Below are 16,384 nucleotides of genomic sequence, written 5' to 3' on the forward strand. Positions count from 1 at the left end.
GAACACAGTGTTCAGCATTTGAAACCGGCGTCTGAATCCAGGTCGCTTCATGTTGCGGGACATGGGCGCCCTATTCTGACAGGTTGCCCGACACGTTGCCGACACGTTGACAGTCTATCCGGACCCGATTAAGCCTCAAATCTGGCGGATAAACCTTCAATCTGAGGTTATTGGAGAAAAGGTGTTTGCCGATAAGCAACGCACCAAAACAGGGGAGATTTTCATGCGTTCTACGCTTCTGGCCTTGCTGGCCGCAACGGCCATTGCCACCTCGGCACAGGCAAAAGACGTAACAGTTGCCGTAACCGCCATTGTTGAGCATCCGGCCCTCGACGCCGCACGCGACGGCGTGAAGGATGCGCTGGCCGAAGCTGGTTACAAGGAAGGCGAAAATCTCAAATTCGTCTATCAGTCCGCGCAGGGCAACCCGGCAACCGCAGCACAGATCGCCCGCCAGTTCGTCGGCGACGGCCCGGATGTGATCGTTCCGATCTCCACGCCGTCGGCGCAGGCCGTCGTTTCGGCAACCCGTGATATTCCGATTGTCTTCACGGCTGTTTCCGATCCGGTCGGTGCGCAGCTCGTCAAGGACATGGCAAAGCCGGGCGGCAACGTCACCGGTCTTTCCGACATGTCGCCGGTGGTGGAGCATATCAAGCTCATCAAGGAAGTGATGCCGAACATCAAGAAGCTCGGCTATCTCTACAATTCCGGTGAAACCAACTCGGTCTCGCTGCTGGCAGCGCTGAAGGAAGCAGCTTCCGCCGAAGGCATCGAAATCGTTGAATCGGCTGCCACCAAGTCGGCAGAAGTTCAGGGCGCTGCCCGTGCCCTCGTCGGCCGTGCGGATGCCATGTATGTCCCGACCGACAACACCATCGTTTCGGCTCTTGAAAGCGCCGTCGGTGTCGCCGAGGAAAGCAAGCTGCCCCTCTTCACCGCCGATACGGATTCCGTGAAGCGTGGCGCACTGGCAGCACTTGGCTTCAACTATTACGATGTCGGCAAGCAGACGGGTGCCGTCGTGGTCAAGATCCTCAAGGGTGAAAAGCCGGGCGATATTCCGGTCGACATTGCCAAGGGCACCGATCTCGTCATCAATCTTTCTGCTGCAAAGAAGATGGGCGTCGAGTTCCCGCAGGCCGTTATCGACCGCGCTACCAGCAAGATCGACTGATCGAGCTTGAAAGCAGAACAGGAAAAGGCGGAGCCTCAAAAGGGCTTCGCCTTTTTGCTAGAGCGCATCCCGAAAAGCGGGAACCGGTTTTCGGGCAAGATGCGCGTTAAAAACAAACAGAGTATTTCCGACGACTGAAACCAGGCGGAAAACGCTCGATGTTGCAATTGCCCCACAAAGTGCCGCATTTCGGGGCTCGCCCGGCGATATTGCTTGCACACTGGAACTTGTGGGTTGTATCCCGCGTGGGATATAAAGCCGCAAAAATGCGGTTTCGCATAAACAACCGGGGAATGATCTGGCGCAGCCGATGGTTGCCAGACGAACTCAAATCAAAACCGGTCGTGACTGAAGCTGGCCGAGCGGAATGCCGGGATATCCGGTTTTCGCAACGCTGACGATGGATGCCGCTTCGACGCGGACCTCTTTCGTTTTGGTCGCGGCGAGAAACAAGGAATGACATTGTGAGTCAGATCGCCTTCTGGGGTGCGGTCGAATTGGGCCTCGTCTTCTCTTTTGTCGCCATCGGCGTCTATCTGGCTTTCCGCGTGCTCGATTTCCCCGATCTGACCGTGGACGGCTCGTTTCCGCTGGGCGCCGCCGTAACCGGCGTGTTGATTATTGCGGGCGTGAATGCCTGGCTGGCGGCGGTGATCGCCATGATTGCCGGCGCAGCCGCCGGGCTTGTGACCGCGACGCTGAACGTGCGTTTCAAGATTCTCAATCTGCTCGCCTCCATTCTCACCATGATCGCGCTGTTCTCCGTCAATCTGCGCGTCATGGGACGTCCCAACATCGCACTCATCAATCAGGACACCATGCTGTCGCCGTTCTTCGGCCATGGCATCCCTGAATATTACGTGCGTCCGCTGTTCCTGTTCGTGCTGGTTGCCATTGCGGTCTTCATCGTCTGGCGCTTTCTGGAAAGCGACATGGGTCTTGCCATGCGTGCAACCGGTGCCAATCCAAGAATGGCGCGCGCGCAAGGCGTTCGCACCGACAGGCAGATTTATCTCGGCATGGCGCTTTCGAACGCACTGGTAGCGCTTGGTGGCTCGCTTTTCGCCCAGACAAACGGCTTTGCAGATGTGACTTCCGGCGTCGGCACCATCGTGGTCGGTCTTGCTGCGGTCATCATCGGTGAAACGCTGCTGCGCTCGCGACTTATCCTCGTCATTCTCATTGGCTGCGTGGCCGGTTCGATCATCTATCGTATTGCCATCCAGCTTGCGCTTTCCAATGGCGATATCGTCGGGCTTCAGGCTTCCGACCTCAACATAGCCACGGCGCTTCTCGTCACCTTCGCCCTGATATTGCCGCGCCTGCGTCGCGGGGGAGCATCGTCATGATCGAAGTATCCAACCTCGAGGTCGTCTTCGGTCGCGGCACTCCGCTGGAAAAGCAGGTGCTGAACAAGATCAACCTGACGATGGAGCAAGGCTCTTTCGTGACAGTGATCGGGTCCAATGGCGCCGGCAAATCGACCATGCTGGGCGTTCTGGCAGGCGACGTTATCCCGACGGCTGGCAAGGTCGTCATCAGCGGGCAGGATGTGACGCGCAAATCGACGGCCGAACGCGCCGGCCTTGTCGCCCGCGTATTTCAGGATCCACTTGCCGGCAGTTGCGGTACGCTGACAATCGAGGAAAACCTTGCCCTCGCCGCTTCACGCGGCAAGAGACGCGGTCTTACCCATGCGCTCAATTCAGGCCGTCGGGCATGGTTTCGCGAGCGGGTGGCAAGCCTTAATCTGGGGCTGGAAAACCGCATGCAGGACCGCATGGAACTGCTTTCAGGCGGTCAGCGCCAGGCACTGTCGCTCATCATGGCGACGCTTGCCGGTTCGGAAGTTCTGCTGCTCGACGAACATACGGCAGCGCTTGATCCCGGCATGGCGGAGTTCGTTATGGAACTGACCCGCACATTGATTGCCGAGAACAAGCTGACGGCGCTCATGGTCACGCATTCCATGCGTCAGGCGCTCGATTATGGCGATCGTACAATCATGCTGCATGGCGGCAAGATCCTGCTCGACGTCACCGGCGACAAGCGCAAGACGCTCGGCGTTGAAGACCTCATCGAAATGTTCCGCAAGGTGCGCGGACAGACCCTCGATGACGATGCACTACTGATCGAATAGGGGTGCTTTCCAACGCTCATCCTGTAAACTGATGGCGGCTCCAAGTCGAAGAAGGAAACGCCAGTGCCCCGATTTCTTGCTGTTTACACGATGAAGCCCGAAGACCTCGCATCGTTTCGAAGCCTGCCCAAAGCCAAGCAGGATGCCGTCGACACTGTGGGCGTATCACAGTGGGCGGCATGGGAGGAACGCAATGCATCAGTCATCATCGACCGAGGCGGCATGGTAGGCAAGACGACGCGTGTGACAAAGGACGGTGTGGCCGAAGCCGCCAATCCGTTCTGCGGCTATCTGGTCGTCGAAGCGGAAACAGCCGATGCCGCCGCACAGCTTTTTCGAGACCATCCGCACCTCACAGTGTTTCCCGGTGACGGCGTTGATATCATGCCGTTTCTGACTTGAGCCCCGCTTGGCGAAAGCTGGTGGTTTTGCCAGCTTAGTTTGGCTGTGGCGAATGGCTGCGACGGGCTTCTTTTCAGTCGTTCAGTCAGCCTTTGAGTTCAACACGATGGACAGGCCGCAATCAGAAGCTGACGCTGAATTTAGCGTTCAAACCATTTTGTTTGGCGCCGGATGCGAACTGCCCATTATAGGATAGGCCAAGCGTGGCGTCCTCGGTCAGTCGGAAATCAAGCCCTGCTTCAAGAAGGGCGGCGTCTTCGGCAATCGGAAGACCCCATACTGTGAAGGCATCCGAGCCGATGAAACTTGCGGTGGAGATCGGCGTGATATCGCCATAGGCATGGCGCCAGCCGATGTCGGCTCGTGCCGTGGTCGCGATCGTTTCCAGAGTAAATTCTGTCGATGCGCGAAGCCCGAGTGTGGAGAAGCTGGTATCCGTCGTGTCGGAGTTGACTGACAGGGCGGCGGCCGTCAGGCCTTCTTCTGCAAAACCATCCGTCTTCAGCCGCACATAGGCCAGATTGGCGTAAGGCTCGAAGAGGGCCTTGTTGTAGGGCAGCTTGTAGCCAACTTCCCCGAATACCTGGAAGGTTCCAGCATCGTAATCAGCGTTCAGGCGATCGGCAAAGCCGGGAAAGGCAATAGAACGATCCATGTCGATGTTGTGCCACGTATAGGCAAGGCCGGAACGGAATGCCAGAGCGTTGCCATTGTCGAGGTTCCATTCGGTCCCCGCATAGGCACCGAGCGTATAGTTGTCGCTGCTGCCTGAGGAAGCACGATCATCCGCGCTGAAACTGGAATGGCTATAGCCTGCCAGAAGCCCGAGACGCCATGTGTCGAGAACCACACCGTCAATGCCGGTAACGAAGCCGCCGATGGACGACTTCACATCGCCTGCATTGCCATCGCTATTCTGCCTCGTCCACGCACCATAGGCATAGCCCCAGGCTGTGTAGCCGTTTTGTGCCGCAGCGATACTGGCCGGAGCAACGGTGTCGATGGCAGAGGCAGAGCCGGAAACCGGCTTTTGCGAAGGAGCATAGGACAGCGCATTGATCGAGGTTGCCGGAGCACCGCCGAAGGCCTGCTGCAAACGGCCGAGCGCCGCATTGCGGATGAACTGGCTGTCATTGATCAATGCACCCTTGGCTGCAGCATAAGCCTCACCGGAGAGGTTATCGAAGGCCGCCCGAGCCTCAGGCGCCGACAGCATCAACAAGCTGTTATAGAGCGCAAGAGGCGAACCCGTCTGTGCCAGCGTATCCAGTCCACCAGCGGTGCCATTCTGATTGCGGGTCTCTGTAACCGTTGTGAACAGGACAGGAGGCACTGGCGTCGTCGGCACCGTTGGTTCGCCTTTGATCGCAATGTTCAACAGAACATCGTTTGGCGTGTAGTTCACATTCAAATTGAGAAAAGCCGATTTCGAAACAGCATTCGCAAAAATTCCGCTGACACCGCCGTCCGCATGCAGAATGGAATAGTTTTGTCCTGTCCGATAGCTGGTCTCCGGGTCGATGGCGGTAACAGAAACAGTGCTGCCAGCAATCGTCGCTATACCTTTCACATCAACCAGGTCCGCTGCGCCGCTCCCGGCGATCTCGACTTCGAGTGTTGATCCGGGTTGCAGCGCCAGATTGCCATTGACCGTTAGAGTTCCGATGGAGTTGCCGGGCGCGATCGTTGTGCCGGTCGCAACCGTCGTCGTTCCGACCACGCCGGTCCCCTGCAGTCGGCCGCCGCTTGTCACATTGAGCGAACCGCCGAGCGAGCCGTTGACCGAGAGTGTGCCGTCAGCAACCATGGTGGTGCCAACAAAGGCCGAACTGTTGCCGGAAAACAGGAGAGCACCGCTGCCCAGTTTGGTAAAAGCGCCGTGTCCCGACAACTGTCCGGCATAGACGTCATTCTGGGTTTGATTGAAGACGACCTCGCCATTGTTGAGAATGTTGCCGCTGAACGAAGACGCGTTGCCGATCAGTTGGCCACCCTCAACGGCGGTGTTGCCATAGGCGTTGCTGCCATTCAAACGCAGGGCACCCCCACCCGTCTTGACGAGGTTGCCAGCGCCGCTGACGCTGCCCGATAATTCAAGCAGGGTGTTTGCGGCAACATCGATCTCGCCATTTACCAAAAGCGCGATGGCTCGGTTGGTGCTTATATCTGCGGTGGTTGCCAGTTTGCCGCCATTGAATATCAGGGCGCCGGCTGCATTACCGAGATTGGCATCATTCGAAATCGAAAGTGTGCCCTGACTAATAGTCCAGGGTGTCATGACTGTCGTCGTTCCTGCCAGCGTCCAGGTGCTCATGCCGGTCTTCGAGAAGACTTCGAAGCCTTGAAACTGGTCACCGATGGTGCTGACGTTAAATACATCTGCGGGATTGGTGTTGCCGCCAAGAACGAGCGTGTCGTTGTTGCCGTTTGCCGCGACATCGCCATTGATGCTGTAGCCGCCTTGCAATTCCAGCCGGTTATTACCGCTCGTGAAGATGATGGCATTGGCGCGGGTATTACCATCGCCGCCAAGACCGCCCGAAATCGCACCAGAATTAACAATGCTCAGATTTGATCCGGAAATGCCAACGCCGCCGACAGCAGCAATGCCAATATTCCCAGGCGATGAAGGACTGGAACCAGGCACACCAGCAGCGCCGCCTCTGCCTCCTGTTATTGTGCCTGCATTGTTGATTGTCGAGTTGGTCGCCGTGATTCCGAAACCGCCGTCGCCGCCATTGCCGCCATCACCGCCTTCATTGGGAGAGCCGCCGCCAAGGCCGCCCCTGCCCCCGTTGCCGCCGGTAATCAAGCCGGAGTTTCCCACGAAAACGCCGGAAAAAGACAGACCCGCGCCGCCAACGCCAGCAGAGCCGCCATTGCCGCCGATACCGCCGTACCGGCCATCTGCCCCATTGCCGCCATTGCCGCCGGTGATCCGGTTTCTGTTCGTCAGGGCATCGCCGAAGAAGGACAGGCCAATACCACCAAGGCCACCATTGCCCCCTGATCCGGCAACACCATTAAGACTGCCGGTGCCCCCTCCTTCACCACCCGTACCCCCGGTGCCAGCGGTGATCGAGCCGGAGATCGTCAGGTTAAGGCCCGAAAAGATCACGCCGATGCCGCCGTCGCCGCCATTGCCCCCTTTGCCTGCCCGACCGTTTCCATCGCCGCCAGCACCGCCGGCGGCTCCGCTGCCAGCTGAAAAGAATTCGTTGGAGAATATCTCGGCCGTGCCGCCGTTCGAAACAATGGCACCGTAGCCACCAGCGCCGCCGCCACCGCCTGAACCTGCATATTGTTCGTCACCTCCGACTTGGCCGGCCGTGCCAAAACTGCCTGTTACGCCGAACGTCGGCAGTGTGTTACCTACGTAGCCGTGGCCGCCGCCATTGCCGCCCGCACCACCTGCGGCAGCAGTAAGGCCGTCGGTGCCCGCCATAGGCTGACCAGCCTGGCCACCCTGACCGCCGCCGGGACCGCCACCACCGCCGCCGCTGCCTGCAGCACCCCAGGTGCCGCCATTGCTAGCCGCGCGCCCGTCTTCACCGTTCGGATTGTCAAATGTGCCGCCTGCACCGCCTTGACCGGGAATACTTCCGTCACTCCCGACGCCAACGCCTCCATCTCCGCCTTTGGTCACTTGCTGCGCCCTGGCGGAGTGCGGCACCACAATCGGCATCATGCCAGCGGCAAGGACTGTGGTGCAAAGCAGCACGACATACAGGCGTCCTGAGAAAGGTCGGTCCATCCTATCCCCCGGTCAGACAGCGCCGGCGCGGCGCATACAGCGACAGATTATAGTGGTAAGGAGTGATAGAAGCGGTTGCAATAATTTTGTTTAGAACTGGCTACATAAGCACTTATTACGCCGACACAGCGTGACTGGCGCTTCTCCGTTCAGAAAATGGCGTGATTCGGCCTCGCTGGTAAACGCAATTACGCTGGCCGAAACACATCAGACCGGGCGTCAAAGCCACGATCTACGAAGGAACGCATCAGACAATATTCGGCTAACCGAACTCGTGGCTTCTGGCGTTATTTCGGGTGCGGGCCGTTTCACTGGCTCGCAAGATCAGGTTTGCCCCAACCAGAATCTTGATCGGCGGCTGCGGTTCTGCGGTATTGATCAAGTCATCGAGTACAGTGACTGCAAGGTTTCCGATTTTCCGCTTGGAGACATCAACCGTTGTGAGGCCCGGTTCCATCGTTGCGCTTTGCGGCAGATTATCGAATCCTATCACCGAAACATCGTCTGGAATGCGGAGGCCTTTTTCCTTCAATGCCCGGATAAAGCCATAAGCAATGATATCATTCGTGCAGAAATAGCACTCGGCCAGATCAAGACCGGAATGGAGCATGGCGCATGTATCGCGATGCGCACCTTCGTAAGTCGATTCCACCGAGAGAATGTCGTGCTCATGAACCTTCAGGTCCAGACGCTGCATATTCTTGAAAAACGCGTCGCGGCGAAGACCGAAATTCGTCGTCTCCGTATGGCTGGCAACAAAGCCAATCCGCGAAAAGCCAAGCTGTTTGAAACGCGACAGAACCTTGAAGACCGCATCCTCATTGTTCATATCGACGAAATTAGCTTCAACGATCTCATAAAATGTATCGATAAACACGGTGGGCAGACCAAGCCCCTGTATCATATGGATATCCGCCGCCGAAAGTTCGGTCCCAAGCGCGATTACACCGCGCACCGGTGCGCCAGCAAGCGATTCCGCCACCACACTGATCGGCTGCCCGTCGAAGCTCACCACTTCCAGCGTATAGTTCCGGCGTGTCGCTTCCGATGACATGCCATCAATATAATCGGATACAAAAACGCTGTGATCGCGATTAACCGTCTCTCCATGCTTGGCAATCTTGAGAAAGCGGATCGTTTCACCGGTACTGGGCGCAGTTTTTGACGCTCGCGGAATATAATTGAGGCTGGAAACAGCTTCGAGAACGCGGGCACGCGTTTCTCCCGAAATTTCGCCCTTACCGTTGAGCACGAGCGAAACCGTCGCCGGAGAAACGCCGGCAGTCTCTGCGATATCCCTGATCGTAAAAGACTTTTTCTTTTTCATATGCTCCGCACGATTATAGGCAGTCGGTTAAGGAGGCTGGCTCCAGGAATGAAAGCGCCTGCCATTTCTATGGCATCTGCCCTCCAGAACTTCAAATCCGTAAATGGCACCGGATTCAATATGTTGCCGGTTTGGTTCTCAAATCAAGAACTAACAGGCCCAATCTTTTCAACGGCAAAACGGTCGACTTTACACCCTGATTTGCATCATTTGTTTAGTAAACGATGCGGGCGATTTTTAAACCGATTAGGATATAATCGATCCACAGGCAATGAAAATCTGCAGATATTGCGCTTGACAGCCATGAACCTTCTCGTCATTTATTTAGTGAATATTGGTAATGTTTACTAAACATGGTAGGAGGAGACCATGCAGAAGACAAGCAATCAGCTTGCTATGCTTGTTGTCATCAATCTCGGATTGCTCGCGCTTGGCGCGTATATCTCGGGCGGATCTTTCCTATCCCTGTTCAATCTGCAGTCGATGGCAGGCCAAGTACCCGAGATCGGGCTTCTGGCAATCGGCGTGATGCTGGCAATGTGCGCTGGCAATGGCGGGATCGACCTGTCGGGTATCGCTCTCGCCAACCTGGCGGGCGTACTTTCCGCAGTTATCGTTTCGATGTTCATTTCCAGCGCTGAAAACCAGCTTGGCTTCAGCCTCGCTTTCATCGGACTGGCACTGGTGATCGGCCTTGCAGGCGGTATCGTCAACGGTGTGCTGATTGCGCGCTTCAATATCACGCCAATCCTATGCACGCTCGGCACGCAGATGGCGTTTACGGGGCTTGCGGTTGTCGTGTCTGGCGGCCGTGCCGTCATGGTTGGCAGCCCGGATCTGCTGTCGCGCATCGGCAACGACATGTTTCTGGCGGTTCCGATCAGCTTCCTGATCTTTATCGCTGTTGCGTTGCTGATTGCTGCTGTGGTGCGCTTCACGCCCTACGGTTATTGGCTGATGCTGATGGGAACCAATCCGAAAGCCGCCGTTTTTGCCGGTTTTCCGCGCAATGGCGTGCTGGTTGCCACCTATGCAACCAGCGGCCTGCTGGCCGGGATTGCGGGCATCATCATCGCAGCACGCAACGTCAACGTGAAGTTCGATTATGGCAGTTCTTACCTTCTGGTCGCCATTCTGATTGCCGTCATGGCCGGCGTTAAGCCGGAAGGTGGCTATGGCCGCGTGATCTGCGTGGTGCTGAGCGCAGTTGCACTGCAGCTCATGTCCAGCCTGCTCAACTTCGGTGGCCTTTCCAATTTTGTCCGCGACTTCGCCTGGGGCTTGCTGCTGCTCGCCTTCCTCGCAGTCGGAAAATACGACATCGCGGGATTCTTTACCCTCGGCAATCGCCAAAAGGGAAATATCGGTGCTCAACCCTCAGGCACCCGACCATAGACATTGGGGGAATGTTAGCGTGGAGGAAATCATGAAATCAGTAACGAAAAAACTGCTCGCCGGCACTGTCATTGGCGCAGCAATCGTCGCGGGCAGCGCGGGCACGCTCGTCGCACAGGAAAAGCCGGTTATCGCAACTGTCGTCAAGATCAGCGGTATTCCTTGGTTCGACCGCATGCACACCGGTGTTGAAGCCTATCAGAAGGCAAATCCTGATGTGGTTGCAACGCAGAGCGGCCCTGCAACATCTGACGCAGCGCAGCAGCTTCAGATCGTTCAGGACCTGGTTGCCAAGGGCGTTAACGCTCTTGCAGTTGTCCCAATGGATCCGGCTGTTCTTGAAGGCACCTTCAAGCGCGCCATGGAACGTGGCATCGTTGTTGTGACCCATGAAGCCGACAACCAGGTCAACACCATGGCCGACGTCGAAGCCTTCGATAATGCCGATTACGGCACAGCACTCAACGAACGTCTGGCAGAATGCATGGGCAAGAGTGGCAAGTGGACGACCTTCGTTGGCTCGCTCGGCAGCCGCACGCACATGCAGTGGGTTGGCGCAGCGGAAGAAAACGCCAAGAAGTACGCTGACATGCAGCTCGTCGATCCGAACAACGAATCCTTCGACGACGCCAACGGCACCTATGAAAAGGCCAAGGAAATCCTGCGCAAGCATCCAGACCTGAAGGGCTTCCAGACCTCTGCCGGTAACGACGTTCTCGGCGTTGGCCGCGCTATCGATGAAGCTGGCCTGAGCGGCAAGGTCTGTCTGGTCGGCACCGGCCTGCCAAACCCTTCGGCTGATCTGCTTGAATCCGGTGCGATCACCGCAATCGGCTTCTGGGACCCGCAGAAGGCTGGCATGGCGATGAATGCGCTCGCCCGTCTGTTCCTTGAAAAGAAGGAAGTCAAGGACGGCACCGATCTTGGCGTTGAAGGCTACAACAGCGTGCGCGTGAAGAAGGGGGCAGGCGAAGGCCTTCTCGTCATCGGCAACGGCATGGTTCTCGCTGACAAGGCTACCTACAAGGAACACCTGTTCTAAGAGGGTGACTACAGGCTGACTGACCATCGTGTGCGGAAATCGTTCAGCCGTACGCGATGGTGTCAAAAGCCCGGATGCTTCGTTGCATCCGGGCGCCTGAACCGAACGAACAACCATAAAATCAAGACATTAGCGCGGCAATTACAGCCAGGCGGTCCTACAGCCAGCCCAATCGCTTTGGCGAGCGGTGCGAGGACAAAGGAATTCAACGTGTCAGCTACGACGAAGAATGGGACGAGCAACGGCCGGTCTCCGGATCGCTTTCTCGAACTGCGTAATATTCATAAGCGGTTTGGCGGTGTTCATGCGCTGCGCGGCATCGATCTGACAATCGATCTTGGCCAGGCCTATCACCTGTTGGGTGAAAATGGTTGCGGCAAGAGCACCGTCATCAAGATCATGTCCGGCGCTCACGCGCCCAGCGAAGGCGACATCATTCTCGATGGTAAAACCTATACTTCGCTGAACCCGATCCAGTCGCTGGCAGCCGGCATCGAGACCGTCTATCAGGATCTGTCACTTATTCCCAATTTGACCGTCGCTGAAAACGTAGCGCTGAATGAGCAGCTCGTCGAAGGCAATGGTCGACTGTTCCGCAGCATCAAGCTTTCGCAGCTTCGCGAGACTGCAGAACGTGCGTTGAGCACGGTTGGCTTGCCCACCGACAAAGCCTTTCTGAACACAATCGTTTCCGAACTGCCGCTTGCCATGCGCCAGCTGGTTGCCATTTCGCGCGCCATTGCAACCCGCGCCAAGCTTGTCATCATGGATGAGCCGACCACATCGCTGACCCGTCGCGAAGTGGACAATCTGATTGAAGTCGTTGAACGCCTGCGCGCTGAGCGCGTCGCCGTGCTTTTCGTGACCCACAAGCTTGATGAATGCTATCGCATCGGCGGCAATGCGGTTGTCTTCCGCGATGGCCAGTGCGTGGCACAAGGCCCAATCGAAAACTACACCAAGAAGCAGCTTTCCGAGCTGATGATCGGCCGGGAAATCGACGCCGAGCGCTATCGCACGGCACAGCCCGGCGATGCTGAACTGCTCAAACTCGACGGCCTTACCGCATCGGGTTTCAAGGACATCGGCTTTCGCCTACGAAAAGGCGAAATCCTCGGCATTACCGGCCTTGCAGATTCCGGACGCAACGAGCTGGCCATGGCAATCACCGGCGTTGTACCTGCGCATTCCGGTTCAATCCGCCTCGAAGGGAATGTAACCGAGGTCAAAAGCCCTGCGGAAGCTATTGAGCGCGGCATAGGCTATGTGCCGGAAGACCGGCTTGCAGAAGGCCTTTTCCTCGACAAGTCGATCTTTCAAAACGAGATCGCACTGATCTTCAGAAAGCTCTGCAACAGCCTCGGCATCGTTGACCAGAAACAGGGCCGCAACATTGCCGCCTCGCTGATGAAAGAGATGCGGCTTAACACAACCAATCTGGACCTGCCTGTTGGTGCGCTTTCGGGCGGCAATCAGCAGCGCGTTTTGATCGGTCGCTGGCTGAGCATTGCCCCCAAGCTTCTGGTGCTGCACGGCCCTACCGTTGGCGTCGATGTGGGATCAAAAGACACGATTTACCGCGCAATTCAGGCGCTGGCCGAAGCTGGCATGGGCCTCATCATCGTCAGCGATGATCTGCCGGAGCTTCTGCAGAATGCCGATCGCATTCTCGTTATGAACTCAGGGAGCATCGTTGCAGAACTGGATGCTGCACAGGCCACCGAAGATCAGCTCTATCAAGCCATGATGTCGTCGCAGAAGGAAATTGCCTAATGAGTGCGTCGCAATATCAGCCCAATCTGAACCAACATGATCTGGGCCGTGCCCAATCCTTCAAGTTGGGTGACTTCATTCGCAGGCGCCCGGAATCGATCACTTTCTTTCTGCTCGTGGCAATCTGCACGATTGTCTCGATCATCAACCCTGCATTCCTGCAAGCCTCGACACTGATCGATATTGGTCGTGCCAGTGTGGTAATGGGCCTATTTGCGCTTGGCGTCTTCATCATTCTCGCCGCCGGCGGCATTGATGTTTCCTTTACGGCAATTGCCGCCACGACAGTCTATTCGCTGACGCTTCTGGTGCAGGCCTATATGCCGGAACTGCCGATCATCTTCATCATTTTGATGGCGATTGCTGGCGGCATTTTCCTTGGTGTTCTCAACGGTCTTCTGGTGCATTACCTGAATGTGCCGTCATTGATCGTCACCATCGGCACGCAATATCTCTTCCGCGGCTTCCTGCTGGCTTTTGTCGGCACGGTCTGGATCATGTCCTTGCCTCCGACAATGGGCGCTTTCGGTCGCCTGCCGCTGTTCCAGTTTGAATCGGCAACCGGTGCAACTATCACCATGCCATTCTATTTTCTGGTGCTGCCTGCGGCTGCAATCCTGACCTGGTGGATATTGAACCGCACTTTGATGGGCCGCGCGATTTTTGCAATGGGTGGTAACAGCCAGATCGCAAGCCGTCTCGGCTATAATCTGCGCACCATCCATATCTTCCTGTTCGGCTATGCAGGTGGTCTGGCCGGACTTGCAGGCATCATCCACGTCTGCGCCAATCGCCAGTCGAGCCCCTTCGATTTTGTCGGAACCGAAATCGCCGTCATCGCCGCTGTGGTTCTGGGTGGTGCACGCATCACCGGCGGCACCGGCACCGTCGTCGGCACCCTTCTTGGTGTGCTGCTCATCACCGTCATCAACAGTGTTCTGGTGCTCGTCGGCATCCCCAGCACATGGCAGCGTCTCGTCGTAGGCTGCTTCATCCTGCTGGCCGCCGCCTTCTTCGTCACCAGTCAACGCAAGAAATAACCCGATACTTTCAAGAGGAAATCATGAAGAAATTCCTGAACGATCCCGTCAATTTCGTGGATGAGATGCTCGAAGGCATCTATCGGGCACATCCCGAGCTTACCTTTGTCGACAACGACAAGCGCTGCATGGTCACAGCCAATACCAAATCCGGCAAGGTCGGCATTGCAACGGGCGGCGGCTCAGGCCATTTGCCATTGTTCCTCGGCTATATCGGCGAAGGCATGATTGATGGCGCGGCTGTCGGCGGCGTCTTCCAGTCGCCAAGCTCGGAGCAGATGTATCAGGTCACCAAGGCCATCGATCAGGGCGCAGGCGTGCTCTACATCTATGGCAACTACAGCGGTGATATCATCAATTTCGACATGGCAGCAGAACTTGCTGATCTCGATGGCATCGCCGTCAAGCAGGTTGTCGGCAATGATGATGTGGCTTCCTCGGTCGTCGGCGAAGAACACAAGCGTCGCGGCGTCGCCGGTATCTTCTTTGTCTACAAGGCAGCCGGTGCAGCAGCCGCCAACGGCCTGTCGCTTGATGAAGTGACGCGTCTTGCCGATAAAACACGCCTGCGCACCCGCACCATGGGCGTTGCTCTCTCCAGCTGCGTCGTGCCGGAAATCGGTCACGCTACCTTCTCCATCGGCGAAGATGAAATGGAAATCGGCATGGGCATCCATGGCGAACCGGGCATCAGCCGCAAGAAGCTTGCCAGTGCAGATGCGGTTATCGACGAGCTGATGGAACGCATTTTCGCCGAGCAGGCCTATGCCAAGGGCGATGAAGTTGCCGTGCTGGTCAATGGTCTCGGCGGCACGCCGCTTGAAGAGCTTTACATCATGTTCCGCCGGGTTTCCCAGCTGTTTGACGAGCGTGGCGTCAAGGTCAAGCACGTCTGGATCGGCGAGTTTGCCACTTCCATGGAAATGGCTGGCGCGTCAGTTTCCGTGCTGCATCTGGATGAGGAACTGGAGCCACTGGTTGCCGCTTCCGCTAACACCCCATTCTTCAAGCATTTTGCGGGTTGAGGTCCGGTCATGAACGTCATCACAGCATCTGATCTGATCGACCTCTTCGATAGCTGGAAGCAGCTTTTTGCAGAACAGCGTGAATTCCTTATCGCGCTGGACGGCAAGGTTGGCGATAGCGATCTTGGCATCACCATGAGCAAGGCCTTTGCAGCAGCTTCAGAAGCTGTCCATGCGGAAGGTGAGGCTGCAGGCGTCGCCAAGCTTCTGCGCACAGCTGGCACTACCATGGCACGCGTAGCGCCATCGACCATGGGTACGCTGACCGCAACCGGCTTCCTGCGTGCAAGCAAGGCCTGTGACGGCATCAACGAGCTGGGCACCGCTGAGATTGCGGCTTTCTGGCGTGCTTATCGCGATGGCATTGCCGAGCGCGGCAAGGCAAAGGTTGGCGACAAGACGCTTCTCGATGTGCTTGATCCAGTCGCCGTAACACTTGAAGCACAAGCATCAGCGGGTGCCTCACTGGCAGATGCGCTTGCAGCTGCCGCCAAAGCTGCCGAAGATGCTCTTGAAGCGACCAAAACGATGGTTGCCCAGCACGGCAAGGCGGCAGCTTTTCAGGAAAAGACCATCGGTCTTCAAGATGCAGGTGCAACTGTCGGAATGCTGCTTATTACCAGCATGTCGGCGTTTGTTTCCGCAAGCAAATAAGGGCACCCACCATTATCGATAAATAGAAGCCCCGAGTTGCGAGTTCGGGGCTTTGCGGAGATTCCCTATCGATGTCCTGGGTCGGAGGGGTAAATTCAGAGACCGTGAAAAGCGTATCCCTTTTTAGCATAGGATAGCACGAGCTTCTGAACAGCCCGCATAAAGCCGTATTGCGCGATGCTCGCTAATATATGGTTGTCAGCGTGTCGACGTGCAGTAAGTATGTCACTTAGACGATAAGCATGACGCCCGGCACTACCACACGGATTGCATCGGACGAGACCAAGCCGTCCAGCGCGGTTCCAGCCTAACATCGATAACCCTCTGAAGGATGAGAGTGATCTCAACCGGATATTGCCGACTTATGTCGCGTTATAACACTTGGCGGAATGCCTCGTTGGCAACAGTCGCTGATGGGTTGTCCGACGAGGAGCGCCGGAAGGATCGAAGCGCTTTCTTCAAATCGATTGCAGCCACATTGAACCACCTCTCTATCTGCTCGATCACCATCTCGCAATCATCGCGAGCCGCCAACGGCTGTAAATTCAGCCTTTGCGATAAACCAAAGTTGGATCACCTCCCACTGTGACAACATACAGTTTAGTTAAGCAGGTTGTGTGTCATAATACTAATCGTGTATAAATCATTATTCTTG

Annotated in this window: 12 protein-coding genes and 1 pseudogene; 11 read left to right on the top strand and 2 right to left on the bottom strand. The window is 56.7% G+C overall.

Features of this window, described 5'->3' with window-relative positions; all coding sequences use genetic code 11:
- Window positions 1-223 precede the first annotated feature (223 nt).
- The 4 genes from CQZ93_RS13290 to CQZ93_RS13310 all read left to right on the top strand — a co-directional run bounded on the left by CQZ93_RS13290 (window position 224) and on the right by CQZ93_RS13310 (window position 3,719).
- A complete protein-coding gene (locus CQZ93_RS13290) occupies window positions 224-1,177 on the top strand; it encodes an ABC transporter substrate-binding protein (RefSeq protein WP_105543312.1) in 954 nt (317 codons plus the stop codon).
- A 464-nt stretch (window positions 1,178-1,641) separates the two neighbouring features.
- Entirely contained in the window at window positions 1,642-2,526 is an 885-nt protein-coding gene (locus CQZ93_RS13300) for an ABC transporter permease (RefSeq protein ID WP_105542965.1), read from the top strand.
- Entirely contained in the window at window positions 2,523-3,317 is a 795-nt protein-coding gene (locus CQZ93_RS13305) for an ABC transporter ATP-binding protein (RefSeq protein WP_105542966.1), read from the top strand. The genes CQZ93_RS13300 and CQZ93_RS13305 overlap by 4 nt, the downstream gene beginning before the upstream one ends.
- Window positions 3,318-3,380: 63 nt before the next feature.
- Window positions 3,381-3,719, top strand: a complete 339-nt coding sequence (locus CQZ93_RS13310; RefSeq protein ID WP_181153351.1) for a hypothetical protein — start codon at window positions 3,381-3,383, stop codon at window positions 3,717-3,719.
- A 121-nt stretch (window positions 3,720-3,840) separates the two neighbouring features.
- Here the strand turns inward: CQZ93_RS13310 and CQZ93_RS13315 are convergent, their stop codons facing one another.
- On the bottom strand, window positions 3,841-7,473 hold the full coding sequence (locus tag CQZ93_RS13315) for an autotransporter outer membrane beta-barrel domain-containing protein (protein ID WP_105542968.1): 3,633 nt from the start codon (window positions 7,471-7,473) through the stop codon (window positions 3,841-3,843).
- Window positions 7,474-7,735: 262 nt separating this feature from the next.
- Window positions 7,736-8,800 carry a LacI family DNA-binding transcriptional regulator gene (locus tag CQZ93_RS13320; protein WP_105542969.1) on the bottom strand — a complete coding sequence of 355 codons (1,065 nt, stop codon included), beginning with the start codon at window positions 8,798-8,800 and terminating at the stop codon, window positions 7,736-7,738.
- 369 nt (window positions 8,801-9,169) lie between these two features.
- On the opposite strand from CQZ93_RS13320, the gene CQZ93_RS13325 reads away from it, so the two are divergent.
- From CQZ93_RS13325 to CQZ93_RS27375, 7 genes and pseudogenes are all read left to right on the top strand, one after another.
- Entirely contained in the window at window positions 9,170-10,195 is a 1,026-nt protein-coding gene (locus tag CQZ93_RS13325) for an ABC transporter permease (RefSeq protein ID WP_094544576.1), read from the top strand.
- A 31-nt stretch (window positions 10,196-10,226) separates the two neighbouring features.
- Window positions 10,227-11,237, top strand: coding sequence for a substrate-binding domain-containing protein (locus CQZ93_RS13330; protein WP_105542970.1), 1,011 nt, complete (start codon window positions 10,227-10,229; stop codon window positions 11,235-11,237).
- A 210-nt stretch (window positions 11,238-11,447) separates the two neighbouring features.
- Window positions 11,448-13,010 (top strand): sugar ABC transporter ATP-binding protein, encoded by a 1,563-nt coding sequence (locus CQZ93_RS13335; protein WP_105542971.1) that lies wholly within the window; start codon window positions 11,448-11,450, stop codon window positions 13,008-13,010.
- Window positions 13,010-14,050, top strand: coding sequence for an ABC transporter permease (locus CQZ93_RS13340; RefSeq protein ID WP_105542972.1), 1,041 nt, complete (start codon window positions 13,010-13,012; stop codon window positions 14,048-14,050). Before CQZ93_RS13335 ends, CQZ93_RS13340 begins: the two co-directional genes overlap by 1 nt.
- Before the next feature lie 23 nt (window positions 14,051-14,073).
- On the top strand, window positions 14,074-15,075 hold the full coding sequence (locus tag CQZ93_RS13345) for a dihydroxyacetone kinase subunit DhaK (protein WP_105542973.1): 1,002 nt from the start codon (window positions 14,074-14,076) through the stop codon (window positions 15,073-15,075).
- A gap of 9 nt (window positions 15,076-15,084) precedes the next feature.
- Window positions 15,085-15,729, top strand: a complete 645-nt coding sequence (locus CQZ93_RS13350) for a dihydroxyacetone kinase family protein (RefSeq protein ID WP_105542974.1) — start codon at window positions 15,085-15,087, stop codon at window positions 15,727-15,729.
- A 364-nt stretch (window positions 15,730-16,093) separates the two neighbouring features.
- Window positions 16,094-16,219 (top strand): annotated as a pseudogene (locus tag CQZ93_RS27375) (DinB family protein); the annotation flags it as partial.
- Between the last annotated feature and the right edge of the window lie 165 nt (window positions 16,220-16,384).

The sequence above is a fragment of the Ochrobactrum vermis genome (assembly GCF_002975205.1).
GTDB classification, from domain to species: domain Bacteria; phylum Pseudomonadota; class Alphaproteobacteria; order Rhizobiales; family Rhizobiaceae; genus Brucella; species Brucella vermis.